Raw genomic sequence first — 25542 nt, 5'->3', positions numbered from 1 at the left:
CTGGGGCGGTCGCCCATGCCGGCCTCGCCCTCGTCGCGGTAGCGGCGTGCCCATCTGTGGGCGGTCCTGGGTGAGACGCCGAAGCGTTCGGCCGCCTCGCGGCGGCTGTAGCCGTCCTCGACGACGCACCGGGCCAGGCGGAGTCTGCCGGTAGGGGTCAGTGGCGCGTTACGGTGGCACACGAGGGCCTCCTGAGCATCGGTGCAGACTTGTCATCCACACCGGGATCAGAAGGCCCTCTTCTTGTTCAACCGCTGTCGGGGGCGTGTCGGCTGTTACCGACGTGCCGGGACATCACAGCTAGGCCGTGTCTGGTGGGTCCGTCCGTAGCGAGCGGCGCACTCGTGTGCGCCCCGCGCCCGATCGCGCGAAGCGCCGATTCCCGGCGCGGGGCGCCGCGATAGGGCCTCCCCTACTCGGCGGGCTTCGCCATGATCGCCGAGCGGGGGCCCAGTGCCGCTCTCGCAAGGCCGAGGAAGGAGTTCCCCTACTGCGCGGGCTCCGCAGGCTCCGCATCATCGCGCAGCGGGGGCCCGGGGCGGGCCCCCTGTCGACTGTCCCTGACAGGCGGCTTCGCCATGATGCCTGTCAGGGGCCCAGAGAACGCAACGAGAGCGAGAAGCCCACCCCTCACCCGCCACCACCCCGGCGGCCGCGCAGTAGGACAGCGACCCACCGAACACGGCCTAGCAGCCGCCCGCCACGGCCGGGATGATGGAGACCTGGGTGCCCGACACGGTCGGGGTGTCCAGCCCCTGGGCGAACCGCACGTCCTCGTCGCCCACATAGACGTTGACGAAGCGGCGGATCTTGCCGGAGTCGTCGACGATGCGCGCCCGGATGCCGGGGTACTTGGCCTCCAGGTCGGCCAGCACGGCCTGCACCGTCTCGCCCTCGGCGGTGACCTCGGCCTCGTCCTTGGTGTAGGTGCGCAGGATCGTCGGGACTCGGACGCTGACGCTCATTGCTGCGGTTCTCCTTGACTCGCTCGCTGTCCGGCGGTTGCGGGGAGGGGGCTTCGGGCCTGCCCGGGTGTTAGAGCAGCCCGGACTCCTTGAACGCGTCCAAGGAAGGCTTGATGGTGGCGGTCACCCCCGCCTGCACGGCGTTGAGGGTCTTCAGGCCGTCGCCGGTGTTGAGCACCACGGTCTCGGCCCGGGGGTCGAGCGCGCCCTCGTCCAGCAGCTTGCGCAGCACGCCGGTGGTCACTCCGCCGGCGGTCTCGGCGAAGACGCCTTCGGTGCGGGCGAGCAGGGAGATGGAGTCGACCACCGCCGCGTCGTCGACGTGGGCCACCGCGCCGCCGGTGCGGCGGCAGACGTCGAGGACGTAGGGGCCGTCGGCCGGGTTGCCGATCGCCAGGGACTTGGCGATGGTGTCGGGCTTGACGGGCTGGATGACGTCGTGGCCCTCCTCGTAGGCCCGGGCCACCGGCGAGCAGCCGCTCGCCTGGGCGCCGAACACCTTGTAGGGCCGGTCCTCCACCAGGCCCAGCCGGATCAGCTCGCGGAAGCCCTTGTCGATCTTGGTGAGCTGGGAGCCCGACGCGATGGGCACGATGATCTGCTCGGGCAGCCGCCAGCCCAGCTGCTCGGCGATCTCATAGGCCAGGGTCTTGGAGCCCTCGGCGTAGTACGGCCGCAGGTTGACGTTGACGAAGCCCCAGTCCTCGCCGGCGGGGTCGCCGATCAGCTCCGAGCAGAAGCGGTTCACGTCGTCGTAGCTGCCGTCGATGGCCACCACCCGGCCGCCGTAGACGGCCGCCATGACGACCTTGCCCTCTTCCAGCCCGGCGGGAATGAACACGCACGAGCGGAACCCGGCGCGGGCGGAGGCGGCACCCACCGCTCCGGCCAGGTTGCCGGTGGAGGAGCAGGAAAGGGTGCGGAATCCGAAGGTGCGGGCGGCCTCGACGGCCATGGCCACCACCCGGTCCTTGAAGGAGTGGGTGGGGTTGGCGGAGTCGTCCTTGACGTGCAGCGACCGCATGCCCAGTTCGGCGGCCAGCCGGTCGGCGCGCACCAGCGGGGTCAGGCCGGGGTTCATGTTGGGCAGGTCGGCGACGTTGCCGGGCACCGGCAGGAGGCCGGCGTAGCGCCAGATGTTGTTGGGACCGCTCTGGATGGCCTCGCGGGTGACCTCGCCGAACTCGTAGGCCACCTCAAGAGGCCCGAAACAGAACTCGCAGGCGAAGCGCGGCGCGAGGTCGTAGCGTTCACCGCATTCGCGGCAGGACAGCGCGGCGGCGGGGCCGAAGGAGCGAGCGGCGGGCGTGTCCGTTTCTGTGGCGGTAATCGCCATGCGAGGCGTCTCCCCTCATCTTCCCTGTCGGACCGATCTGGCCCCAGGCCGGAGTTGGCACCTGCCTCGGCCGCCTCGCAGGTTCGCGAGTAGCGCACACCGAGATGGTTGCCGGGGCTTCGCAGGGCCGGTCCCTCCACCCCTCTGGATGAGCAATATGAAGTTGTCGCGGATCCGTGCGTCAGCCTTGTGGCGCACAGCTGAATCCGCAGCACACTCTAGCCCACGTTTCGTCCGATTTTCCATGGAGAGTGATCCGGGTAACACGGCTGCGGGCCGCGCGGGCGGGTAGCGGACTCACAACCCGCGGGCACACCTGCTCAGGTGCCTGCCGCGCCGCACGCGCCCCTGGCGCCCCGAGCCGGGACCGGCCTCCAGCGCGGGATCCGGGGGGTTTGCGCGGGCCCGCCGCAGGCGAGACCTATGACACCTTCGCGCAGCGGGCCCTGTCGCCAGCGGCAGTGCCTGTAGTGCAATGGGATGTCGGCGCGATTCCAGGTGAATCCTTGCGAGAGGTGGACGATCAGGTGGACAAGGCACAGATCCTCGTCGCTTCCAACAGGGGACCGGTGTCCTTCTCGATCAGCGAAGACGGCTCCCTCGACTACCGGCGCGGCGGAGGCGGGCTGGTGTCGGGGCTGAGCGCCGTCGCCTCCGCCTCCGACACGCTGTGGGTGTGCGCCGCCCTCTCCGACGCCGATCGGGCCGCGGCCGCCCGCGCGCCCGAGGCGCGGCTGGATCTGGCGGGCTTCGACCTGGGCATGCGCGTGCGGATGCTCGACATCCCGCCCGACACCTTCACCAACGCCTACACCCGCGTGGCCAACTCGACGCTGTGGTTCGTGCACCACATGCTCTACGACACCCCCAACAAGCCGCGCTTCGACGCCGCGTTCCGCGCCGAGTGGGAGGACTTCCGCTCCTACAACTCCGCCTTCGCCGAGGCGCTGCTGACCGGCTCGGCCGACAACGCGCGCGTGGCGGTGCAGGACTACCACCTGGCCCTGGTGCCCCGCATGCTGCGCCAGCGCCGCCCCGATCTGCGCATCGCCCACTTCTCCCACACGCCCTGGGCGCCGCCGGAGTACTTCCGCATGCTGCCCGACGAGATCGCCCGGGAGCTGCTGGAGGGCATGCTCGGCGCCGACCACCTGGGCTTCCTCAGCCGCCGCTGGGCCGACGCGTTCCTGCGCTGCTGCGAGTCGCTCCTGCGGGTCGACGTCGACTGGGAGCAGCGCACCGTGGAGTTCGGCGGCCGGCTGATCCGGGTGGGGGTGCACGCGCTGGGCGCCGACGCCCCGACGCTGCGCGAACGGGCGGCCCAGGCCGACGTCGACGAGTGGCGCACCGCGCTGCGCGAGCGGGTGGGCGACCGCAAGCTCATCGTGCGGGTCGACCGCACCGAACTGTCGAAGAACATCGTGCGCGGCCTTGAGGCGTTCCGCGAGATGCTGCGCGACCACCCCGAGTGGCACGAGCGCGTCACCCACCTGGCCTTCGCCTATCCCAGCCGCGGGGACGTCCCCGAGTACCGCGAGTACACCGAGAACGTCCAGCGGGTGGCCAAGGAGATCAACCAGGAGTTCGGCACGGCCTCGTGGACGCCGCTGGTGCTGGAGGTCAACGACGACTTCCCGCGCTCGCTCGCCGCCTACCGGATGGCCGACGTGCTGCTGATCAACCCGATCCGCGACGGCATGAACCTGGTGGCCAAGGAGGCCCCGGCGCTCTCCGACGACGGGTGCGTGCTGGTGCTCTCCAGTGAGGCCGGGGCGGCCGACGACCTCGGGCGCGACTCGCTGCTGGTCAACCCCTACGACGTCACCCAGACCGCGCGCGCCCTGCATACGGCGTTGGAGATGCCCGACGACGAGCGGCGCGCACGCTGCGACCGGCTGGTGGAGAGCGCCACCGCCCTGCCGCCGCAGCGCTGGTTCGAGGAGCAGCTGCGCGCGCTCGGGTAGCGCGGCCCGCACGGGCGCCCGCGCCGAAGTGCCGGTTCACTCCGCCGGTGCGGCGGCGGCGCGGGCGCGGGCGATGATCTGCTCCACGAGCTCGGCCTTGGCGTCGGCGTAGTCCTGCACGCTGTCCCACGTGCGCCGCGCGAGCTCCCACTTGGTGCGCTCATACAGCCCGCGGTCGGCGCCGTCGGTGCGCAGCCGGTCGCGGAAGAGCAGGAGGCGCTCGGCCTCGGCCGCGCCGGGGCCGTAGAGGTGCACGTTGGTGTTCACGTCGGGACCGCGCAGCACGCGGTGGCCCTCCAGATCGGGCTCGCGGTGCCACAGCGCGTAGCCCGCCCGCTCCAGCGGCGGCAGATAGGCGTCCTCGTCGGCGGGATCGGGCACGGTCAGCAGCACGTCGATGCAGGGCTTGGCGCACAGGCCGGGCACGGCGGTGGATCCGACGTGCTCGATCTCCAGCGCCTTGGCCCCCAGCGCGTCGCGGATGCGGTCGGCCTCGCGCTGGAAGAGGTAGGGCCACTTGGGGTCGGCCTCGACGACGACCACCCGGCCCTCGACGAAGTGCGGCGGCGGGGCCAGGGCGCCGGAGACCGACGCGGAGCCGCCGAGCCCGCGGCGCGAAGGCAGCGGCGCGGACGCGTCCGGGGACGGCGGCGGCGCGGCGGCGGAGGCTTCCGGTCCGGGCACCTCCGCGTGCGGCTGCGGCGGGACGGGCCGGGCATCGGGCACGTGATCAGGGAATTCCGTGGGGGACATCCCGCCAGGTTTCTACGCCCGCTGCCGCGCGTCAAGCCAGCTAACAGGTATAACCCCTGCTCATGGCCACATGCGGCACATCCGCGGTCACCCAGCGCCGCGCAGGACGCGCCGCCGGCCCGGCTTCAGCGCCGGCGCCGCCCGCCGCGGCGGTGCCCGGTGCCCGCCCGGCGCGCTCCGCCGGAGCGGGCGCCGGCGCCGACGGGTTCGCGGTCGCCGCCGCGATCAGCGCCGCGGCTCCGCTGCCGCTCGGGCTCGCGGGAGGGAAGGTTGTAGGGGTTGGCGTTGACCCGGCGCCACAGCAGCACGGCACCCGCCACCACGAGCGCCGCCAGGACGCCGGCGCCCGTCCACACCGCCCAGCCGGGCAGTGCCGACTCCTCCTCGGCGGGCTCGGCCAGGCTCTCGTCGAACAGCGGCTCGCCCTCGGTCGCGGCCGCGCCCTCGTCCATGGCCGCGGGGGCGTCGAGCACGCCGGCGCCGTAGCCGGCCGCCTGCTCGCCACCCGCGCCGGGCCGGGCACCGAAGGTCAGCACGTCGGCCACCTCGCCGGGGCGCAGCTGCGGAAACTCCGCGCGCACCAGCGCCGCCGCACCGGCGGCGAAGGCGGCGGCGGCCCGGGGCCCCTCGACGGTGGTGTAGCCGCCGCCCGCTGCGGGGGCGCGGATACCGGCGCCCGGTGCGACCAGCGCGGCCCCAAAGGACGGCGAGTCGGCGGTGAGTGCGAGGTCCTCGCCGACGGCGCCGACGGCCATCGCGCCCTCGTAGGCGCCGGGGTAGGCGGAGCGGCCCTCGCCGGCGGGGGCGATGACCAGGGCCCCGTTGCGCCGGGCGTGGCGGACGGCGGCCTGCACCGCGTCGTCGGGCTCGGCGCCCTCGGTTTCCGCGGTCACGGCGACGACCTGGGCTCCTTCACCGACGGCGTGGCGGATGCCGTCGGCGAGCGCCTCGTCCGCGGCCGGCTCTCCGGCGGCGGAGGCGACGGGCACCGACAGCAGATCGGCGCCGGGGGCCACGCCGACGATGCCTCCGGTGAACTCCGCACCGTGGCCGCGTCCGGCCACGATGCCGGCCAGCGGCGTGCCGGAGCCGTCCGCGCCGCCCTCGGTGAAGTCCTCGCCGGCGGTGACGGCCCCGCGCAGGTCGGGATGGGAGGTGTCGACTCCGCTGTCCAGCAGCGCCACGACCACGCCGTCGCCGTCGTTGCGCTCGGCGGCCTCGGCGGCGCCGACAGCGTCCATCCCCCACTGCTCGGGCCGCAGGTCCTGCTCGGCCGGCGCGTCGGCCGCGGCGGGCGCGGCCGCCGGGGGTGTCAGCGGAGCCAGCAGCGCGACGGCGCAGGCGGCCGCCCAGGCGGCGCGCGGGGCGGCCCGGTTACCGCTGATCATGCAAACCCCCAACTCCCGTGCCGTATCGGTGGGTACGGTCAGCGTCATTGTTCCACGTCCGGGCCTTTTGGGCGGCGCGGCCCGAGTGCGGGCAGCGGGCGGGGGCGCGGCACGCCCGGGCGCGCAGGTCACCCGGCGACCGTGAAGGACAGGGATCTCTAACCCCGCGGCCCCATCCTCGCTGTTCTCCTCCTCAGCGTCCGCGGGGAGTCGCTACCATGAGTCGCGCCAATCCGGACGAGGAGGCGCCCAATGTCAGATCCAGGGCTATTCGATCAACGACCCCCCGCCCATACCGGTAAGTCGGCGGCTTCCTCCGGCGAGGAATCCGAGCTTGCCGACCGCGAACAGCGCATCCTGGCCTTCGAACGCCAATGGTGGAAGTTGGAGGGCTCCAAGGAGCAGGCCATCCGCGAGGAGTTCGGGTTCTCGCCGACGCGCTACTACCAGCTGCTCAACGGGCTGGTCGACCGTCCCGAGGCCCTCGCCTTCGACCCCATGACCGTCAAGCGGCTGCGGCGGCTGCGCGCCAACCGCCGCCGCCAGCGCACCGCCCGCCAACTGGGCATCCAGCTGTAGCAGCGCACGGCGGCGCCCCGCCGGCCCGCCTCGTGATCTGAGGGCATATCGCAGTTTCGGGCGTGCAACGGCACAGCCCGCGCCAAGCCCGCAACCATCCGAACGGGAACGAGACGACCGCTCATGCCTTTGCCCAAGCCCGGTTCCGACGCGGGCGCGGCCGCGCTGGACCGGATCGTGCAGCGCCCCGCCGACGCCGTCCTGTCCTTCGACTTCGACGGCACGCTGGCACCGATCGTCTCCGACCCCCGCGACGCCCGCGCCTATCCCGGCGTCACCGCCGAACTCGCCCGCCTCGCACCGCTGGTCGGCCGCCTGGTGATCATCACCGGGCGGCCGGCGGCGGTGGCGGTGGAGTACGGCGGACTCACCGACGTCGCCGGAATCCTGGTGCTGGGCCACTACGGCCTGGAGCGCTGGGAGGACGGCCGCGTCACCGCCCCCGACCCGCCCATCGGAGTCGGCCTGGTCCGCGAGGAGCTGCCCGAGCTGCTGCGCCGCTCGGGTGCCCACGACGGCACCTGGATCGAGGACAAGGGGCATTCGCTGGCGGTGCACACCCGGCGCGCCGCCGATCCCGACGCGGCCTTGGAGATCCTGCGGATCCCGCTGGCCGCCCTGGCCCAGCGCGCCGGACTCACCGTCGAGCCCGGCCGCCGGGTCATCGAGCTGCGGCCGGCCGGCATGGACAAGGGCTCGGCACTGGCCGCCGTGATGGCCGGCGCCGGCGAGGACGCCGCCGTGCTCTACGCCGGCGACGACCTCGGCGACCTCGCCGCCTTCGACGCCGTGGAGCGCCTGCGCGACAAGGGCCTCCGCGGCCTCACGGTGTGCAGCGGTTCCACCGAGGTCGCCGAACTCGCCGCACGCGCCGACCTGGTGGTCGACGGCCCGCCCGGCGTCGCCGAGCTGCTCACCGGCCTGCGCGAGGCGATCACCGGCAGGAGGTGAACGCCGCCGGCGCACATCGGGCGATCGCTCAGAGTCGTACGGGCAGCTCCTCCAGCCCGCGGGTCGCCTTGTCGCGGGTGCGGCGGACGGGCTCGCCGTCCAGGCGGGCGTCGGGGAAGCGCTCCAGCAGGCGCTTGAACAGGACCTCGCCTTCCACGCGGGCGAGCCCCGCCCCGATGCAGTGGTGGGGGCCGTGCAGGAAGCTCATGTGGTTGCGGGCGTTGGGCCGCCAGGGGTCGAAGGCGTCGGGGTCGGCGAAGACCCGCGGGTCGCGGTTGGCCGCCGGCAGGATCTGGTACACCGCCGCTCCGGCCGGCAGCTCGGTCTCGCCCAGGACCACCGGCTCCTTGGTCAGCCGCAGGTCGAAGTGCACCGGCGGCTCGAAGCGCAGGATCTCCTCGACCCCGCCTGCCAGGGAACCCTCCGCGCGCAGGCGCTCGGTCTTCTCCCGGTGGGTCAGCAGCAGCTGGACACCGTTGCCCAGCAGGCCGGCCGTGGTGTCGTTGCCCGCCGCGAACAGCAGCAGCAACTGGGCGAGCACGTCCTTCTCGTCAACCGGCTCGTCGGCGTCGTCGGCCAGCTGCGCCACGGCCGTGATCATGTCGTCGCGCGGATCCCAGCGGCGGCGGTCGAGGATCTCGGCGAGCGCGTCGATGAACTCGCCCTGGCCCAGCACCGCTTTCTCCTGCTCGGGTCCGTGGACGCTGATGTCGAGGGTGGCTCCCATGGCGCGCGACCACGCCCGCCACCGGACCAGGTCCGCGTCCGTCTCGACCGGTACGCCGATGACCCCGGCGATGACCGCGACCGGGACGGCGTTGGCGACCTCCATGAAGTTGACGGTCTGTCCCGGACTCAGCCGGGAGAGCCGTTCGTCGACCACGCGCTCGACCAGGCTGCGCCAGCGCCCGTTCAGTGCCGCGGTGTTGAAGTGCGGGCTGAGGATCTTGCGCAGCCGGGTGTGGTCCGGCGGGTCGGTGAACATGAACTGGCGGCTGGCGACGTCCACGCTGGCGACCTGGCGGGGGTCGTCGGGGTTGTGCTCGCCGGCGGGACTGGGCCAGAAGTGCTCCGAGGAGTAGACGTCGATCCGCCGACTCATCACCTTGATGTCGTCGTAGCGGGTGGCGAAGTAGGCGCCCATCGGTTCGCACCAGTGGACGCCGTCGCCTGATTCACGCAGGGCGGCGTAGAGGGGATAGGGGTCCCGGTTCTCGGGGTCGAGGAGGCCGGCCATGGCCTGAGCGGGATCGAGCAGTGAGCTGGAGGTCACGCGGTGTCCTCTCGGTGCGTGCGATCCGGCGGAAATGCCGGGATGGCCAGGACAGGGCGATTGTGCCCATTCCGTCACACCGAAGGCAACAGAGTGCGGGATTGCACATATGCAACTGCGGTCCCGCGGGCCTCCGCGAGAAAGACGTCCGCCCGCGGCTCGGACCCCTGCGACCTGCGGCGGCGTCGCGCACGTGGCGCACAGCACCCCCAGTGGCGACCGTGCACCCCTGCACCGGGGCGATACTCGTGTGTTCGCAATGCCCGACAAACGGGCATGTTTGCGGACGGCGGTCCGGTGATCAGCCGGCACCGTCGCGCCCCCGTTCACCCCTCGCCCCAGGGAGCTGCCCGTGACACCGACCCCCGACACCTCTTCCGGCGACACCCCCACTTCCGCGATCTACGAGCGCAAGCGGCTCGGGGCCGCCGGCGCCTACGACAAATGGGTTTGGGGATTCTCCTTCCAGCCCTGGGCCTGGGGCCCCAGGCTCGACCGGGTCCTCGCGTTCGTCCGGGAACACCTCAGCGCCGAGCACCTGGAGGTGGGGGTGGGCACCGGCCTGCTGCTGGAGCGCGCCGACCGCCCGGGCGGCTTCACCCGGCTGCACCTCCTCGACGCCAACTCCGGTCCGCTTCAGGAGACCGCCGACCGGCTGTCGCGGTTCGCGCCGGCCACCACGCGCGCCGACGCACTCGAACCCTGGACCGGTGTCGAGGGCTCCTTCGCGTCGGTCGGCTGCATGAACGTCGTGCACTGCCTGCCCGACCCCGGGCAGCGGGGGATCGCGGCCAAGACGGCCCTGTTCGACTCCGTCGCCCGGGTCCTGCGGCCGGGCGGGGTGTTCTTCGGCGCCACGCTGATGAACCGGGGCGTCCGCGGGCGCTGGCGCCGACCGCTGGCCGTGCTCATGATGGCCCTCTACAACCGGCTCGCCTGGTTCTCCAACCGCGCCGACACCGCCGACGACCTCGCCGCGGCGCTGCGGGAGCGCTTCGACGACGTCGAGGTGTGGACCGAGGGCAGCCTTGTGCTGTGGCGGGCCGTGGGCCGCTCCTGAGCCGATGTCCGGGGGCGGCGGCGCGCCGCCCCCGGGTTCCGGTCGGCGCCGCGGGGGCGCCTCCGACCGCCTCGCTAGCCGGCCACGCCCGCGCGCTCGCGCGCCTCGGCGATGCGCGCCCGGCAGGTCTGCTCGTCGAGCATCCACGCCAGCTCGGTGGGCCGGCAGACCCCGGTGACCCAGGCGTCCTGGATCTCGGGCAGGGTGAGCACCGCCTCCAGCAGCTCGGCGAAGTAGGGCGGCCGCTTGGACTCGTCCCAGAAGTTGGCCACCAGCACCTCGGTGAACATCGCCGCGAACTGCCCGGTCTCGTTCCAGAACCGGTCGAAGGCGGCCCGGCCCCACTCGGGCGTGAACGGCTGCTCGCCGTGCGCGCGGATCGCGTCGAAGTAGGCGCGTGCGCACGCCGCGGCGTTGGCGTGCTGCTGGCCGGATACCGGGTCGACGCTGATGACCGCGTCCGCCATGCCCAGCACCATGCCGCCGCCCGACAGGGTGGCGACCGGGTGGCGGACCTGCGGCCGGATCTCCTCCATGATCACCGAGCCGGGGTCGACCAGGGTCGCGTTCTGGCAGCGGCGGGCGATGTCGGGCGCGAACTCCCACAGCTTCTCCAGCAGGAACGACAGCCGCATCGTCGCGACCTGCTCGCGGGTGTCGCTGGGGCGCCCGGGGCGCTCCTCCCAGGCCAGCTGCTCCATGCCCGCCGGGCCCACCTCGCCCTTGGCGAAGATGGTGGTGGCGGGGCCGTATGCCGTCAGCTGCGGGACGAGGAACACGTTGCCCCCACCGGGGATGGACACGACCTCGAGGCCGCGCTCGCGCACGGCCGGGTCCTCGTGGGGCTCGACGTTGAACATCGAGGCCTGGGTGATTCGCCCGGGGAAGGCGCCGCCCGTACGGGAGTCGTCGCGGTCGAACAGCGCGCCCAGTTCGCCGGCGCCCACCGCGATCACGGTCAGGTCGTACATGCCGCGGGTGAAGTACTCCAGATCGCTCACGGTGCACCCGTGCACGATCACCTTGCCGCCGCGGTCCTCGAAGTACTCCAGCCAGTCGGCCATCTTCAGCCGGCTCTCCACGGCGAGGCTGGTACCGCCCGCGTTGTTGCCGCCGAACTCCATCGAGGGCATGTTCGGCGGCCGCAGCGAGAAGTGGATGCCCGGCGCGGTGGGGGCGGTCTCCCATTGCTGGAAGAACAGGCCCGCCTCGCGCTCCAGCGCCAGGGTTTCGGGAAAGGTCATGGCCAGGGTCCTCGTTCGGCCCTGGCGGATCTCCGGGGAGGTCTGGCCGGTCATGACGGTCACGTCGTAGCCGGCGCTCAGGAGCAGGTGGGCCAGCGTCAGACCGCTGTAGCCCGCTCCGACGATCAGGATCTTACGCATCGCTCTCCTCGCACACAGGGGGGAGGCGGCGCGGGAAGCCGAGGGGGCAGCCGCCCTGCGCCGCGTGGGGGGACCGGGCCCCGGCCGCGCTCCACGCCGCGGGCCCCGGGGCGGGCCGGGTTCCGGAAACGCCCGCGGCGCCGGGAATCCAGCCTGTTGATCATGGCTTATCGTCCCATAGGTCCACCGGTGTCCCGGCGGCACCGTCGGCAACCCGGTGCACCGTCCGACCGTTTCACTCGGGCGGCGGTCGTGCGTCTGCGGTCACCGTCCGCAACAGAATATGACCACAGGGACAGGGGCGTTCAAGGCCGGGGCGGAGGCAAATGGCTCACCCGCCCGCCGCAGCCGTGTCGGTTCGCAGGTGGGCCAGTAGGTCGTGCAGCCGTGAGCGGTCCTCGGGCGCGGTGCCGTCGCCGATCGGGTACCAGAGGGCGGGCGAGAAGCGCGGGCCGAGGTGGACCGGCTCGATGGGGGCGGTGCGGGCGTGTGCCAGGCCGAGGGTGCTGACGGCGTCGGGACCCAGCGCCAGGCCCACCGGGAGGCGCGGGCCCGCCTCGTGCGGTGCGCAGGTGAGGTCGCCGAGGCCGCGGCCGTCGAGGCCGACCAGCAGCTGGTCGGCCTGCGGGGCGGCCGCGTCCTGGCCGGCCTCCACCCCCTCGCGGAGGAAGTGCGGGTGGGGCGCGGGTTCTGCGGGCTCCGACGCGTCGATGATGAAGCCGACCTACTCGGACCAGGTCAGCGGGAGGCCGACGTGGCCGTCGAAGTAGTCGCCTTCGGGGCGCGCACCACCCAGCGGGCCATGGGGTTCTCCAGGAGGGCGGCCAGCTCGTGGGGCAGGCGCGTCTGAGCAGGGGTGACGAGCTGGAAGCCGCGCCCGGCGCGGCCGTGCACCGCGACGGCGTCGGCCAGCCAGGTGGAGAGGGGGACGACGGGGCGGTCCTGGACGGCGATCGCAACACGGTCGGTGGCGCGGGTGAGGGCGGGGTGGTCGGTGGTCCCGGTCAGCAGCGGGTCGCCGCGGTCGAGCCGGGATTCGGCCTCCCAGACGCAGCCACCGAACTCGGCGGCGAGCGATTCGGCGAACCGGCGCACCATCCCGGCGGTGTCGGGCCCGCCGGTCCCGGTCTCGGCCCCGCGCGCCTCGACCCACCAGGGCTGAGCGGGCAACGGTTCGCCGATGCCGTCGCCGAGCAGCCGATCGACTTCCCCGGCCGAAGCGAGCCGCTGCCCAGCCTGCGCAGCCGCCACCAGCCGCCCGGAGTCATCCCGCAGCTCGACCACGGCCCCTTCGGCGACGGTACGCATCCGCAGGTCCCGCCCCGCCTGCACAAGGGCCCGGGTCATGCCGCGCATGGTGGGCCGGCGGTCCAGCAAAGCGACGACGTCGCGGGTCATAGTGAGGCTGCTTTCTCGGGCGAAAGATGGCGACCCGGTTCCCGCGCGGGGATCGGCTCCCGCACGGCGTGAACACGCAGGACCGCGCGCCCGGGATCCGCAGTCTCAAGTGATGAGGGCGATTGTCCGCATCCGGACAGCACGGGCCGCGTGATCCCGGACCGTCGCGCCGACCCGGACGAGCACAGGCCGCCCGCCGCGCTCACTCCCCGAAGGACGCCCGCACCGCCGCCCTGAGGTCGACCAGGCCCGTGCGGCGGCGGCCGTGGTGGACCGCGTTGGTGAGCAGGCCGACGTAGCGGCCCGTGGGCGGGTGGAGGAACAGGCTGACACCCGTGTAGCCGTGGTGGTACACCAGCCCGCGGTCGGTGACCAGCCAGGCCAGGCCGCGCGAGAAGTGCTCGTCGACGGGAACCTGGGGGCGCCAGCTCTGGCGCACGTAGTCGGAGAGGGCGTCGCCCCGGCCGCGCGACTCCGCGTGCACCCGCAGCAGGTCGCGGGCGAACACCCCGAGGTCGATGGCCGTGGTGAACACCCCGGCGTGCCCGGAGACCCCGCCCATCAGCGCCGCCGCCTCGTCGTGGACCACGCCCCAGACGGGCGCGGCGCCGGGGATGCGCCGCTCGGTGGGCGCGACCGCCGCCGAGCGCGGCAGCGGGCCGTAGGTGGTCGAGGCCATGCCCGCCATCGACCACAGTTCGCCCGCCAGCCGGTCCAGCGGGTCGCCCAGCAGCCGCTCCAGCAGCAGCCCGAGCAGGATGAAGCCGCGGTCGATGTAGCGGTAGCCCTCCTCGTCCAGCGGCTCGGAGAGGATCGCCTCGGCGAGGTCCTGCTCGGTGCCGACGTAGCGTTCCAGCCACGTGACCGGGTTCAGCCGGGAGGTGTGCGTGAGGATCTGGCGCGCCGTGACCCGGCCTCCGGGGTAGGGGCCGCCCGGGAAGTAGTCGCCCAGCGGGTCGTCGAGCCCCACGAGCCCCTCGGCGACCGCGCGGCCCATCAGCGGCCAGGTGGCCATGACCTTGGTCAGGCTCGCGGCGTCGTAGCGCACATCGGGCGCCGCGGGGTGGTCGCCGCCGGCCTCGCCGATCCCGCCGACGGAGACGAACTCCCACATGCTGTCGGTGCCGACCACGGCGGTTCCGCCGGGGAGCCACTCGGCGTCGACCATGACCTTCAGGACGCTGCGGATCTCCGTCCCGGTGTCTGCGAGCCAGTCGCCGTCCAGCACGCGTCCTCCCCTCAAGGCCTCTTCACCCGCCGGATACCCCAAGGAGAGCGGATCGCCCCTCCGCAGGTCCAGTGTCCCAAGCCGAATGCCGACGAACGCCATGACCGAAACCCGTGCCCGCTGACCTGGGAGGGGTCCGGCTCGGCGCGGATCGTGCGCCGGGCGCTCGATCCGCTCGCCCGCTCCGGCGCTCCGCCCCGGATTGCGGTAACCGCGAATCCGCCGCGGGCTACGGGCCGATATTGGCGGCGTGTCGCGGTCCGACCCGGAAAGCGGGATGACCGCCACCGGCCGCCCGCCGCCCTCGGCCGGATCCGGCCGCCGCCGATGTGCCCCGGAGCCGCCGCGCCGCCCCGCCCGCTGCCGGACGCCGGCGTCACTCGCGCCGCAGCCGCAGCCTTCCGGAAGCGCGCAGCAGTGCCTTGACCTGCGCCCGCGCCCTCCGGGGCCGGGCGTCCAGGGCCTCCAGGTCGCCGTCGCGCCACAGGTAGACGTGGTCCGTACAGGGGTCCTCGGCGGCGCCGTGCATCGCGGCGGCCTCGGCGGTGAACGCCGGCAGCGCCTTGAGGGCCGCCCGGGAGCGCAGCGGGTACAGCAGCAGGGTGTCGTAGCGCGGCGCCGCCACCAGCGCCCCCGCCGCGTCGGTCTCGGCGAGCAGCTCGTCCAGCTCGCTGAGCAGCACCGTCACATAGCCGCTGCCGGGCTTGGTGATCACCCGCACCTCGCCGCCGGCCGCGAGCGGGCGCGTGTAGTCGACGACGTCGGACAGTTCGTGCTCGCGCGTCTGGCGCAGCGCATAGCCCAACCGCCGCAGCTGCAGCAGCCCGGCGCGGTGCCGGGTCAGCGGCGCGCCGTACTCCGGGTGCTCGACCACGACCAGGGCGTCGAAGTACTCGCCCGCCGGGGTCCACACCAGTTCGCGGCGGTGCTCCTCGGACATGGTCGGCACCAGGCGGATGCGCAGCAGCCGGCGCACGTCGCCCAGCAGCTCGATCTCGGCGATCGCCATGGCGGCGCGGTCGGCGGTCTCGCGCAGCCAGGCGTCGACCACACCCGGCCACTCCGACCGCTCCGCGGCGGCGCAGCGCTCCAGCAGCCCCCAGGTGGACGCGCTCAGCTCGGTCCAGCCGAACCCGAGCACCACCGAGGAGGTGGCGCGGTCGAAGGAGGCGTCCGGCAGCGACACCGGCAGCAGCCCCTCCAGGAGCGCGTGGACGTCCCCGGCGATCTCCAGTTCCTCGTGCACCCGCCCCTCCCTCCGGCTCTGACGCGCGTCGCGGCCGTGCGGCTCCCCTCCCATCGCGGCCCCCTCGCCCGCGGCCTCACCGCCGCTCCCGCTCGCGATTACCGTATGGGAGGACCCCACCGCGCCCGAATAGGATCGTCCCCGTCACACGGGGAAAGGAGAGCTGGTGACCACCCGCGTAGTGCATCGGCCGGCCCGCACCGTCCACCCCCCGCCTCAGCGCGAGCCCTACGAGGTCGAGGCGCCGCCGACGCTGCCGGACGGCAACCAGCAGGGCAACCAGCTCATGTCCATTCTGCCGATGATCGCCATGATGGGCTCGCTGACCATCATGATGGTGCTGCGCAATCCGGCGTTCATGGCGCTGGGCGCGCTGGTGCTGGTGGTCGCGCTGTGCGCCGCCCTGGGCATGCTGCTGTCCCGCCGCGGGCAGGCCGCGCGCCAGCGCCGCAACCAGCGCGAGCTGTACCTGGAGTACCTGGAGGAGCTGCGCGAGGACCTCAGCGGGCGCGAGCGCGAGCTGCGCGAGCACGCCCAGCTGCTGGACCCGCCTCCGTCGGCGCTGTACGACATCGTGCGCGACCCCACCCGGCTGTGGGAGCGCCGCCGCAAGGACCGCGACTTCCTGCGGGTGCGGCTGGGCACGGGCGCGATGCCGGGCCGCCCGCTGCTGCTGGGCGAGCGCGGGACGGCGCTGACCCCCACCGACCCCTTCATGCTCTCGGAGGCCCAGGCGGCCATCCGGCGCTTCGAGCACGTGCCGGAGATGCCGCTGACAGTCCCGCTGGACATGGCCGGCAACATCAGCGTCATCGGCGAGCGCGCCGACGTACTGCGGGTGATGCGCTCGCTGCTCGCCCAGTTCTGCGTGTTCCACGCGCCCGAGGACGCCGCGCTGGCGCTGGCCCACCCCGCCGCCGCGTCCGCCGACTGGGACTGGGTGAAGTGGCTGCCGCAGGCGCTGGACCAGCAGCGCCGCGAACAGGGCGCCTACGCGCGGCTGATCGCGCCCACCCCGGCCAAGCTCGGCGCCCTGCTCTCCGACGACCTGCGCGCCCGCACCGACTTCGCCGCCGAGGTGCGCCGCGGCATGGGCAAGCGCGAGGCCTACCAGATGATGCGCCGGCTGCTGGTGGTGCACGACACGCACGGCTCGGTGGCCGAGGAGCTGGTGCGCCCCGACGACGCCGTCCCGCCGGCCGCGCTGGGGGCCACGGTGATCCACCTCGTGGCCGCCCAGGTCGACGAGCCGGGCGACGTCAGCATGCGCATCACGGTCGAGGGCGACCGGGTCCGGGTGGAGGACCTGCGCACCGACGACCCCGTGGGCGCGGCCACCCACGGCACCGTCGATCCGGTGGGCGTCGGCGACGTGACCGGGGTGGCGAGGATGCTGGCGCCGCTGCGCCTTTCGCGCGAGTCCGTCGAGGAGACCGCGGCCGAGGGCGGCAGCGCCGACTTCACGTCCATGCTCGGCGTGGACGACCCCGGCGACATGGACGTGGTCCGGCTGTGGGCGCCGCGCAGCGAGCGCTCGTTCCTGCGGGTGCCGATCGGCGCCGACGACCTGGGCCAGCCCGTCATCCTGGACCTCAAGGAGTCCGCGCAGCTGGGCATGGGCCCCCACGGGCTGTGCGTGGGCGCCACCGGGTCGGGCAAGAGCGAGATGCTGCGCACCCTGGTCATCGCCCTTGCGGCGTCGCATCCGCCCGACCGCGTCAGCATGGTGCTCGTCGACTACAAGGGCGGCGCCACGTTCGCCCCGTTCGAGGACATGCCGCACGTCGCCGGGGTGATCACCAACCTGGAGGACGACGCCGCCCTGATCGAGCGCGCCTACTCCAGCCTCTCCGGCGAGGTCCAGCGCCGCCAGCAGGTGCTGCGCGACGCGGGCAACGTCGCCAACATCGGCGACTACCACTACAAGCGCCAGCACGACCCCGGCCTGCCGCCGCTGCCGCACCTGCTGGTGATCATCGACGAGTTCGGCGAGCTGCTGACCGCGCGCCCCGACTTCATCCAGTTGTTCCTGTCGATCGGGCGCATCGGGCGCAGCATCGGCGTGCATCTGCTGCTGTCCAGCCAGCGCATCGAGAGCGGCAAGCTGCGCGGACTGGAGACCTACCTCTCCTACCGGCTGGGGCTGCGCACGTTCTCCGAGGAGGAGAGCCGCACGGTGCTGGACACCCCCGACGCCTTCCACCTGCCGGCGCTGCCCGGGTTCGGCTACCTCAAGGTCGACACCAGCGTCTACCAGCGGTTCAAGGCCGGCTACGTCTCCGGCGCCTACCGCGGCCAGGTGGCGGCCGAGGACGCCGAGGACCAGGACGGCCCGCCGCCGGTCTACCCCTATCCGGCGTTCAACGAGGTGCGCCGCGACCGGCCGGAAGCCGCGGCCGAGGACGACGAGCCGGGGCTGCCCGACCGCACCGTGGGGCCCACCCTGCTGGATGTGATGGTGGGCCAGCTCACCCGGGCGGGACAGCCCACCCGCAGCATCTGGCTGCCGCCGCTGCCCGCGGCCACCACGCTGGACGGGGTGACCGGGCCGGTGCGGGTCGCCGACAGCGGCATGCGCCTGCCCGACCCGCCCGGGCAGCTGCACATCCCGGTCGGGCTGCTCGACGACGCCGCCCGCCAGTGGCAGGGGCTGTGGAGCATCGACCTGTCGGCCTCGGGCGGCCACTTCGCCATCATCGGCGGCCCGCAGACCGGCAAGACCACGCTGCTGCGCACGCTCGTACTCTCCATCGCGCTCACCCACACCCCCGACCAGGTCGCCTGCTACGCGCTCGACCTGGTCGGCGGCGGCCTGCAGGCGCTCGCCGACCTCCCGCACGTGGGCGGGGTGGCCGCGCGCACCGACGGCGAGCGGGTGCGCCGCACGGTCGAGGAGGTCCGCGGCATGCTGGAGCAGCGCCAGGAGGTCTTCCGCGACCGCGGCATCGACTCCATCCAGCAGCTGCGCCGCATGCACGCCCGCGGCGAGGTGCCCGAGCTGGCCAGTGCCGACGTCGTGCTGTGCGTGGACGGCTTCGGCGCCATCCGCAGCGACTTCGAGGAGATCAACGACATCGTCAACGACCTGCTGCAGCGGGGCGGCGGCTACGGCATCCACATCGTGGCCGCCATGCTGCGGTGGAACGACGTGCGCATCGCCATGCAGTCCAACTTCGGGCAGAAGGTGGAGCTGCGGCTCAACGACCCCTCCGACTCCTCGGTCGACCGCAAGCTCGCCGAGACCATCAGCCCTGACACCCCGGGCCGGGTGCTCACCGACCAGAAGCTGTTCGCGCAGGTGGCGCTGCCGCGCGTGGACGCCCTGGCCGAGGACGACAACCTCGGCGAGGTGGTCGAGAAGACCTGCCGCGCCATCGGCACCGCGTGGAAGGGGACGACGGCTCCCCCGGTGCGGGTGCTGCCGCACCGGCTGCCCGCCGCCACGCTGCCGGGCCCCGGCACCGAGCGCACCCGGGTGCCGATCGGCGTGGACGAGCAGGGGCTGGAGCCGGTACTGCTGGACCTGTTCGAACGCGACCAGAACCTGCTGGTGCTGGGCGACGGCGAGTGCGGCAAAACCAACCTGCTGCGGCTGGTCGCCGAAGGGCTCATCGCCCGCTACTCCTCGAAGGAGGTCGTGTTCGCGGTGATGGACCCGCGCCGCACGCTGCGCAATGTCATCCCCGAGGAGTACCTGGGGGGATACGCCAGCAACGCGCGGGTGTGCCAGGGCCTGGCCGGGGGCGTGGCCAAGGAGCTGGAGGAGCGCCTTCCCGACGACGCCGATCCCGACTCGGCCGACGCGGGGGCGTTCTCCGGTCCGCGCATCGTCGTCCTGGTCGACGACTACGACCTGCTCACCACCGCCGGGCAGAAGCCGCTGACCCCGTTCGTGCCGTTCGTGTCCAACGGGCGCGACATCGGGCTGCACTTCGTCCTCAGCCGGCGTGTGGCCGGGGCGGGCCGCGGGCTCTACGACCCCCTGGTGCAGGCCATGCGCGAGATCGGCACCAGCGCGGTGCTGATGTCGGGCGACCGCAGCGAGGGCCAGCTGTTCCCCAAGGTCTACGCCAGCGCCCAGCCGCCGGGGCGAGGCCAGTGGATCCGCAGGGGCCGGTCGCCGCGTCTGATGCAGACGGCGGTTCTCGACGCGGAATCTGGAGACGGGAGTTGACGGACCGGTGACATACGACGTGGTCGCGCTGGTGCGCCAGGCGCCCGACGTGCGGGCGCTGGTGGACTCGATGGTGGACGCGGGCCCCGACCTCAAGGTCGCGGGCGCGGGCGAGGGGGCCGTCATCCGGCTCCGCGACGATTCGGGCCGTCCGGTACTGGCGATCGAGGCGGCGCAGAAGGTCGAGGTGCCCGGCGAGGTCGGCCGGCTGCTGGGTGCGGAGGCGGCGGCGGGCATGCCCGACCCGTGCTGGTGGGTGGAGGCCCGCGCGCCGGGGTCGGGGCCCGATCCCGAAGCGCTGGCCCACCGCTTCGCGGACTCGCTGACCGCACGGCTGGGCGGCATCGTGTGGCCGCCGCGCCCGGCGGAGCAGACCCCGGCGGCGTCCGGCGGGAGGGAGTGACCATGGTCGCCGACCACCCCGCGATCGACACCGCCACCGAGCAGGCCGCCGTGATCGTGCAGGACCGGCCGGTCGTGCCGCTGTCGTCCTGGCTGGCCGACGCGCTGGCGGCCTGCGGCCGGACCGAGCGGTCGCTGCAGGTGCTGACCTCCCCGGACGTGCGCATCACCCTGCCGCTGCGGACGGTGCTGCAGCACCCGAACGCGCGCTGGGCCGTCGAGGAGCCCGACGGCAGCGGCCACTACGACGGGTTCTCCGGGGTGCCGCTGGTCTGGGACCGGCGCGCCGGGTTCGTGGTGGGCAAGAGCGACCGCGTCCAGCACGGCCCGACGCGCACCTTCCTGCGGCCCGTCGAGGAGCCCGGCAGCCAGCTCTGGATCGACCTGCGGCTGCGGCACGACGCCCGCGAGAGCCTGGTGCTCGGCACCGGGGTCGAGCTGCTGGCCGAGGCGCTGTGTGACGCCCACCCGGCCGGGTGGGGCACCAGCGAGCCGGCGCTGTCGCAGTGGAACACCTCGCGGATGACGGCGCTGTGCCGCCGGCGCGCGCCGGAGTCGACGTGGACGGTGTTCACCGGACCGCAGTTCGCCGAGCGCCCCTTCATCGGCACCCACCGCACGGCGCGGGTGGTCGAGGGGGTGAAGGAGACGATCACCTTCGGCGCGGGCTATCCGGGCGACGCCGAGCCGCCGCTGGAGCGCCTGGGCGAGGTGGCCGGGGAGCTGGCCAAGCGCGGGGTGCTCACCAGCATGACCGTGCAGCGCATGGCGGGCCGTGCCGACCTGACGTACGCGCCGGTGTGGTCGGGCGTGCCTGCCCCGGTGGGGGCCGCGATCGGAGCTGAGGCGGTGGCCGAGATCGGCGCCGCCCGCGCCGATGACGCCCCCGCACCGGGAGAGCGCGTGGGACCCTCACGCGCCCCGGCAATGTGGTACCCACTCGGCGACGGGACCGATCCCGACGCCTGGCGCGAATTCCACGCCCTGATGAAGCACCTGCGCCCCGAGGGCGGCCAAGCGCCGTCCTGAGACCGCGACCGCGAGCCGTTTGCGATGGAGGTAGGACCACGGTGAACGACGCCCACGCCCACCGCGAGGCGCCGCGGAATCCGCAGGAGAGCCCGGCCCAGGCGCCGGGTCCCGAGCGGCTGGACCGGGCCGCGGGCGTGCTGCTCGCGGCCGCGTGCGGCGACGCGCTGGGGGTGCCCTACGAGTTCGCCCAACGGCTCCGGGCCGACCAGCGCCCCGAGATGGCCGGCGGCGGGCTTGGGCCCTACCGTCCGGGCGAGTACAGCGACGACACGCAGATGGCGGCCTGCATCGCCCGCGCGCTGGCGGATCCCTCCGCCCCGGCCGATCCGGGTGGCACCGGCCGGGGCGCGGCCGGTCCGGCCGGCGCGGAAGGCGCGGTGTTCGGCCCGCGTGTGCTCGACGGCGTCGCCGAGAACTTTCTGACCTGGATGTTCGAGGGTGCGAGCGACATCGGCAACCAGACGCGCGCGGTCCTGGGCGCGGCCGCGGCCCGGCGCGGCAAGCCGGGTACGGCCGAGGCGATGCTCGCGGCGGCGCGCGAGCGCTACACCTCGGGCGTGCCCAGCGCAGGCAACGGGTCGCTGATGCGCACGGGACCGGTCGGGCTGTGCTTCCCCGGCGACGCGCGGGCCACCGCCGACGCGGCCCGACTCCTCAGCCGCCTCACCCACGCCGACCCGCTCGCCGAGGAGGCCTGCGTGCTGTGGTGCGAGGGCATCCGCCGCGCGGTGGCGGGGGACGGCTTCGCGGGCGTGCGCACGGGGCTGGAGCTGCTGCCCGGGGAGCGGAGTGCGTACTGGGCTGCCCGGCTCGACGAGGCCGAACAGGCTCCGCCGCACGAGTTCAACCCCAACGGCTTCGTCGTCCCGGCACTGCAAGCGGCCTGGTCGGCGATCACCACGGCACCGGGCGAGGGCGCCGAGCACCTGGTGGCCGCTCTGGAGAACGCCGTCCGCGCCGGCGACGACACCGACACCGTCGCCGCCATCGCCGGCGCCCTCCTCGGCGCCCGCTGGGGCGCCTCCGCGGTCCCCGACCACTGGCGCGAGGCCGTCCACGGCTGGCCGGACCTGGCAGCCGCCGACCTGGAGGACCTGGGCCGCCGCCTGGCTCAGACACCCCCATCGGCGCTCAGCGGGTAGCGGGCGCCACGCTCACTCACCACTCCGGCGCCGCCGCTGCGGCTCATCGGCCTGCTGCGGGGGACGGTTGCCGGACGGAGACAACCCGACGGCGGTTCGCAGCTCTTGCACACCGGGGGCCTTGCCCGAGGCATCGGGGACGATCCACCCGGACGCCGGGCCTCCAGCGGATCGCGACTCGAATTCGTCGACAGCGGCGGAGGGTGGGAGACCGCGCTGCCAGGCCCCGGCCAGAAGATCGGCCCAGTAGGCTCCCGCGTTGAACGCGGCGTCACCGCCCTCCGGCCGCGGTACATAACCCGCCGCTTCTTCGGCGTCGCAGTACCACAGGTAGCCCAAGACCTCCGCGCCACTGTCCCCTGCGATCGTCCGGTAGTGCACCGGCCCTGAACAGGCCGACGCATAGCCGACCTTCCCGCCGACGGGCTGGAAATGCACGTCTGCGGTCGCCCGGCGGACATCCCGCTCGTCGACGCCCATCGCCCCGCCTTCGTCCGCTACCCGGCGCTCGCACCGGCTGCGGGCCGGACCGTCATTCGCCACTCCGGCGCCGCCGCTGCTGCGATTCATCGGCGGTGCGCTCCGGCGCCTTCCCGGCGCCGGGGGCTCCGGCCACTGCCTCGAGTTCGGCGACGCTCGGTGCCTCGGCCTCGGAATCGGGGACGATCCAACCCGAGCCCCTGCTGCCGACCCCCTGCTCCGCGAACTCCGCAACCGCCTGCGACGGCGCCAGACCGCGCTCTCCCGCATCGGTCAGGCGCCTGTGCCACAGCGTTCCCGCGTTGACGGCGTCGTCGCCCTGAGCGGCCACCGCCACGTACCCGGCGGCGCTGTGCGCGTCGTCATACCACAGGTACCCGATCACCTCGCCCCCGGACCAGGCGATGCGCCGGTACCGGACCGGCCCCGGGCTCTTGTCCGTGTAGCCGCGGACCCGCCCCTGCGCCTTCCAGTGCACGTCCTCGGTCAGCCTCGGCGTATCCCATTCCCTCGCGCCCACCCGGGGCTCCTTCCTCGCTACTTCGCCATGACCTCGCCGTACACGTGCCACTGCCCACCGGACCACACGACATCGGCGACGCGGTAGGTCGCTCCGCGTCCAAGGAGCAGCTCCCGCTCCCCCGCCCCGAAATCGGAGGCCTTCTCCATCCACAGCGCGGGCGTGCCGGCGGGGACCCGCAGGTGGAGGATCGCCTCCGCATCCTTGAACGCGCCGGCGGCGCTTCCCAGCGACGTCGACATGTACCCCGGGTCGGGGAATCCCTCTTCGACATCCGGCATCTTCTCGGGTGAGACGTCGATGTGGCCGAGTCCGGTACCGCGTGTCACGACGATGTCCTCGGGGACCGGCCGCCCCTGCATCGCCTGGTCGATGTTCTCGATGTCGCGCCGCACCTCGGGGTCGAGGGTCTCGCCCCGCCGCAGTTGACCGTTCATCTCCACATAGGTGGGGTGGTTCTGGGGAGGCTCGGTCGAGTAGTTGAACAGAGACTTGCGCTGCTCGGGCGGCAGGTTTTCGACGTAGTCGTTCCAGTAGTCCTGGCCGTACCTGGTCGCCGCGTCGTTGTCCGGGAAGGTCCGCGCCCCGTCGGAGATCAGGCTCTCCGCACGGGCCATGCGCTCCGTGGTCGTCAGCTCGTCCAGGTCGACCGGGTCCGCGGGATCGTCCGGCACGTCCGGCCCGTTCGCCGGACCGTCGGAGGATCCGGTGTCCGGCGTATGCCCCTCGCCCGGAGGTGTGCCGTCGGCTTCGGGGGTCGGTGCTCCGTCGGGGTCGGGAATGCCGTGCGCGTCCCCGGACGGGGCGTCGCCGCCGTGCTGATTGCCGTCGCCCTCGTGGAACGCCGGATCGGTGTCCACCGGATCGCCCGAGGCGGTGTCGCCATCCGAACGGCCTCCGCCACCGCCGGGCCGGTTGTCGCCGACGTCGATGGGATCGCCGCCGCCGACCGGGCTCGGGTGGGTGTCGAGGCCCTCTGATTGGTCCAGGGAGTTCTGCAGGCCCTGCAGCTGGTCCTGGTCGAGGCTCATGTCGTCGAGCTGGTTCTGCAGGTCCTGGGTGGACTGCTGCCCCGGGCGGTTGCCGATCTGCTGGAGCTGCGGGGCGTCGATGTCGGTGTTGGGAGCGTCGGTGTTGGTGTCGACATCCCCGCCGCCGATCTTGCGCGAGCTCTTGGCCAGCGCCTTGACCACGCCGGCACCACCCAGCGCCATACTCCCGATGTTCAGCACCGACTGCGTGATCACATACCCCGGCCGATCCCCCCACTCGCGCCAGGGCACCACCGCGTGGGCGAACTCCGTCCAGCCCGAGGAGAAGTTGCCCCACCACTCGCCGAAGGAGCTCACCCCCCAGCCGTCCTTGCCGTAGAAGCCAACGAGGCTGCCCAGGCCGTTGAGAGTGTCGCCCCAGTTGTTCTTGAGGTTGCTGCCCCACTCACTCCAGGAGCTCACACCCCAGCCGTCCTCGCCGTAGAGGCCCACCAGAGCACCCAGGTCCTCGGCGATACCCACACCGAAGTCCTTGATGCCGTTGCCGACGTCCTCCCACCACGGCGCATCATGCTCCTGCGGCGTCACCCACGGCGTCTCGATGTCCTTCAACGCCTCACTCGTGCCGTGCGCCACCTGGTTGGCACCCAAGGAGCCCTGCTCACCCGGCTCGGTGGCCACGAACGTCGTGCCCCCGAACAACGCGGTGATCGTGTTGGCGCACTCCCGCTCGGCCCGCTGATACTCAAACACCGCCTGCAGGATGTCGTTGTTCAGCGAGTCCAGCTCATTGATCTTGTCCTCGTCCTCACGCCAGTCCTCATCACCGGAGATCTTGGACTGGAACGACTCCGCATCGGCCTTCAGCGTCTGCAACCGCCTCTTGATCGGCCGCACATCGTTGGCGAAGTTGATCAACGCCGTGCCCACCGAGGTGACCGCCCCGTCGAAGTCGTCGCCCTTGGTCGCCACCGGATCGATCGCCGCAAACAGCGTCTCCTGCTCCGGAGCCGAGTAGATCCCCTGCAGCCCCTGCCAGGAGGACTTGATGTCCTGACCCGCCTGGGACACATCGTCCCCGTCGCCCTTGAGCTTCTCCCCGGCCTTCTCCACCGCATCGCAATCGACCGGGGGAATCGGGACGTCCTCGGGACTGATCACCTTCTCACTCAAAACGCCACCGCCGGGAGGATCAGGGAGTTCTACACAGGCCTTCCCGATCTACCACAGCCGCCTCCGGGACGGCCACCCCATGAGATCGTCGTCTCATGGAT

The 25542-nt window shown here is 73.1% G+C and carries 22 protein-coding genes and 1 riboswitch; of the genes, 8 read left to right on the top strand and 14 right to left on the bottom strand.

Annotation, left to right across the window (positions count from 1 at the left end):
* The 3 genes from FZ103_RS19185 to thrC form a co-directional block, all read right to left on the bottom strand.
* On the bottom strand, positions 1 to 182 hold a 182-nt coding region (locus tag FZ103_RS19185), incomplete at its 3' end, for a helix-turn-helix domain-containing protein (RefSeq protein WP_186356541.1).
* A gap of 504 nt (positions 183 to 686) precedes the next feature.
* Positions 687 to 965, bottom strand: coding sequence for a MoaD/ThiS family protein (locus tag FZ103_RS19180; RefSeq protein WP_156003041.1), 279 nt, complete (start codon positions 963 to 965; stop codon positions 687 to 689).
* A 70-nt stretch (positions 966 to 1035) separates the two neighbouring features.
* The gene (gene thrC / locus FZ103_RS19175) at positions 1036 to 2301 is read right to left on the bottom strand and encodes a threonine synthase (RefSeq protein WP_156003040.1); all 1266 of its coding nucleotides are present in this window, start codon (positions 2299 to 2301) and stop codon (positions 1036 to 1038) included.
* A gap of 12 nt (positions 2302 to 2313) precedes the next feature.
* A riboswitch (SAM riboswitch) is annotated at positions 2314 to 2456 on the bottom strand.
* A 372-nt stretch (positions 2457 to 2828) separates the two neighbouring features.
* On the opposite strand from thrC, the gene FZ103_RS19170 reads away from it, so the two are divergent.
* The gene (locus tag FZ103_RS19170) at positions 2829 to 4265 is read left to right on the top strand and encodes a trehalose-6-phosphate synthase (RefSeq protein ID WP_186356540.1); all 1437 of its coding nucleotides are present in this window, start codon (positions 2829 to 2831) and stop codon (positions 4263 to 4265) included.
* 36 nt (positions 4266 to 4301) lie between these two features.
* Here the strand turns inward: FZ103_RS19170 and FZ103_RS19165 are convergent, their stop codons facing one another.
* Positions 4302 to 5018: a GrpB family protein gene (locus tag FZ103_RS19165; protein WP_156003038.1), complete on the bottom strand. Its 717-nt coding sequence runs from the start codon at positions 5016 to 5018 to the stop codon at positions 4302 to 4304.
* A 125-nt stretch (positions 5019 to 5143) separates the two neighbouring features.
* Positions 5144 to 6454, bottom strand: a complete 1311-nt coding sequence (locus FZ103_RS19160) for a S8 family serine peptidase (RefSeq protein ID WP_156003037.1) — start codon at positions 6452 to 6454, stop codon at positions 5144 to 5146.
* Between the two features lie 204 nt (positions 6455 to 6658).
* Here FZ103_RS19160 and FZ103_RS19155 point away from each other — a divergent pair, with 204 nt between their 5' ends.
* Positions 6659 to 6985 (top strand): DUF3263 domain-containing protein, encoded by a 327-nt coding sequence (locus tag FZ103_RS19155; protein WP_156003036.1) that lies wholly within the window; start codon positions 6659 to 6661, stop codon positions 6983 to 6985.
* A gap of 123 nt (positions 6986 to 7108) precedes the next feature.
* Positions 7109 to 7936, top strand: a complete 828-nt coding sequence (otsB, locus tag FZ103_RS19150) for a trehalose-phosphatase (RefSeq protein ID WP_156003035.1) — start codon at positions 7109 to 7111, stop codon at positions 7934 to 7936.
* A 28-nt stretch (positions 7937 to 7964) separates the two neighbouring features.
* On the opposite strand, the gene FZ103_RS26095 is transcribed toward otsB, so the two are convergent.
* Complete coding sequence (locus tag FZ103_RS26095) at positions 7965 to 9209, bottom strand: cytochrome P450 (protein WP_156003034.1); 1245 nt, start codon at positions 9207 to 9209, stop codon at positions 7965 to 7967.
* A gap of 352 nt (positions 9210 to 9561) precedes the next feature.
* Here FZ103_RS26095 and FZ103_RS19140 point away from each other — a divergent pair, with 352 nt between their 5' ends.
* Complete coding sequence (locus FZ103_RS19140; protein WP_186356539.1) at positions 9562 to 10269, top strand: class I SAM-dependent methyltransferase; 708 nt, start codon at positions 9562 to 9564, stop codon at positions 10267 to 10269.
* A 74-nt stretch (positions 10270 to 10343) separates the two neighbouring features.
* Here the strand turns inward: FZ103_RS19140 and FZ103_RS19135 are convergent, their stop codons facing one another.
* From FZ103_RS19135 to FZ103_RS19120, 5 genes are all read right to left on the bottom strand, one after another.
* Entirely contained in the window at positions 10344 to 11654 is a 1311-nt protein-coding gene (locus tag FZ103_RS19135) for a styrene monooxygenase/indole monooxygenase family protein (RefSeq protein WP_156003032.1), read from the bottom strand.
* A 331-nt stretch (positions 11655 to 11985) separates the two neighbouring features.
* Positions 11986 to 12309, bottom strand: coding sequence for a DUF6177 family protein (locus tag FZ103_RS25665; RefSeq protein WP_343233604.1), 324 nt, complete (start codon positions 12307 to 12309; stop codon positions 11986 to 11988).
* Positions 12310 to 12392: 83 nt separating this feature from the next.
* Entirely contained in the window at positions 12393 to 13052 is a 660-nt protein-coding gene (locus FZ103_RS25660) for a DUF6177 family protein (protein WP_255430155.1), read from the bottom strand.
* 202 nt (positions 13053 to 13254) lie between these two features.
* The gene (locus tag FZ103_RS19125) at positions 13255 to 14280 is read right to left on the bottom strand and encodes a serine hydrolase domain-containing protein (RefSeq protein ID WP_186356543.1); all 1026 of its coding nucleotides are present in this window, start codon (positions 14278 to 14280) and stop codon (positions 13255 to 13257) included.
* A gap of 376 nt (positions 14281 to 14656) precedes the next feature.
* Positions 14657 to 15526: a hypothetical protein gene (locus tag FZ103_RS19120; protein ID WP_156003031.1), complete on the bottom strand. Its 870-nt coding sequence runs from the start codon at positions 15524 to 15526 to the stop codon at positions 14657 to 14659.
* Between the two features lie 166 nt (positions 15527 to 15692).
* On the opposite strand from FZ103_RS19120, the gene eccCa reads away from it, so the two are divergent.
* From eccCa to FZ103_RS19100, 4 genes are all read left to right on the top strand, one after another.
* Positions 15693 to 19700: a type VII secretion protein EccCa gene (gene eccCa, locus FZ103_RS19115; protein ID WP_186356538.1), complete on the top strand. Its 4008-nt coding sequence runs from the start codon at positions 15693 to 15695 to the stop codon at positions 19698 to 19700.
* Positions 19701 to 19707: 7 nt separating this feature from the next.
* On the top strand, positions 19708 to 20103 hold the full coding sequence (locus FZ103_RS19110) for a hypothetical protein (protein ID WP_156003029.1): 396 nt from the start codon (positions 19708 to 19710) through the stop codon (positions 20101 to 20103).
* A gap of 2 nt (positions 20104 to 20105) precedes the next feature.
* Positions 20106 to 21131 (top strand): DUF6177 family protein, encoded by a 1026-nt coding sequence (locus FZ103_RS19105; protein ID WP_156003028.1) that lies wholly within the window; start codon positions 20106 to 20108, stop codon positions 21129 to 21131.
* Positions 21132 to 21250: 119 nt separating this feature from the next.
* Positions 21251 to 22276, top strand: coding sequence for an ADP-ribosylglycohydrolase family protein (locus tag FZ103_RS19100; RefSeq protein ID WP_156003042.1), 1026 nt, complete (start codon positions 21251 to 21253; stop codon positions 22274 to 22276).
* 12 nt (positions 22277 to 22288) lie between these two features.
* On the opposite strand, the gene FZ103_RS19095 is transcribed toward FZ103_RS19100, so the two are convergent.
* The 3 genes from FZ103_RS19095 to FZ103_RS26090 are packed head-to-tail and all read right to left on the bottom strand — an operon-like array spanning position 22289 to position 25429.
* Positions 22289 to 22756, bottom strand: coding sequence for a hypothetical protein (locus tag FZ103_RS19095; protein ID WP_156003027.1), 468 nt, complete (start codon positions 22754 to 22756; stop codon positions 22289 to 22291).
* A gap of 52 nt (positions 22757 to 22808) precedes the next feature.
* Entirely contained in the window at positions 22809 to 23276 is a 468-nt protein-coding gene (locus FZ103_RS19090) for a hypothetical protein (protein ID WP_156003026.1), read from the bottom strand.
* Between the two features lie 17 nt (positions 23277 to 23293).
* On the bottom strand, positions 23294 to 25429 hold the full coding sequence (locus tag FZ103_RS26090; protein ID WP_156003025.1) for an ADP-ribosyltransferase: 2136 nt from the start codon (positions 25427 to 25429) through the stop codon (positions 23294 to 23296).
* Positions 25430 to 25542: the final 113 nt, after the last annotated feature.

Origin of the sequence: Streptomonospora sp. PA3, assembly GCF_009728995.1 — a bacterium.
GTDB lineage: Bacteria > Actinomycetota > Actinomycetes > Streptosporangiales > Streptosporangiaceae > Streptomonospora.
Note: the sequence above shows the minus strand (reverse complement) of the source record. Positions and strands in the feature narration are given on the sequence as shown.

Bases quoted from the DNA above. Each gene is read 5' to 3' on its own strand.
- FZ103_RS19105 (WP_156003028.1), top strand. From the start codon at position 20,106: ATGGTCGCCGACCACCCCGCGATCGACACCGCCACCGAGCAGGCCGCC.
- FZ103_RS25660 (WP_255430155.1), bottom strand. From the start codon at position 13,052: ATGACCCGCGACGTCGTCGCTTTGCTGGACCGCCGGCCCACCATGCGC.
- FZ103_RS19155 (WP_156003036.1), top strand. From the start codon at position 6,659: ATGTCAGATCCAGGGCTATTCGATCAACGACCCCCCGCCCATACCGGT.
- thrC (WP_156003040.1), bottom strand. From the start codon at position 2,301: ATGGCGATTACCGCCACAGAAACGGACACGCCCGCCGCTCGCTCCTTC.
- FZ103_RS19165 (WP_156003038.1), bottom strand. From the start codon at position 5,018: ATGTCCCCCACGGAATTCCCTGATCACGTGCCCGATGCCCGGCCCGTC.
- otsB (WP_156003035.1), top strand. From the start codon at position 7,109: ATGCCTTTGCCCAAGCCCGGTTCCGACGCGGGCGCGGCCGCGCTGGAC.
- FZ103_RS19095 (WP_156003027.1), bottom strand. From the start codon at position 22,756: ATGGGCGTCGACGAGCGGGATGTCCGCCGGGCGACCGCAGACGTGCAT.
- FZ103_RS19135 (WP_156003032.1), bottom strand. From the start codon at position 11,654: ATGCGTAAGATCCTGATCGTCGGAGCGGGCTACAGCGGTCTGACGCTG.
- FZ103_RS19180 (WP_156003041.1), bottom strand. From the start codon at position 965: ATGAGCGTCAGCGTCCGAGTCCCGACGATCCTGCGCACCTACACCAAG.
- FZ103_RS19160 (WP_156003037.1), bottom strand. From the start codon at position 6,454: ATGACGCTGACCGTACCCACCGATACGGCACGGGAGTTGGGGGTTTGC.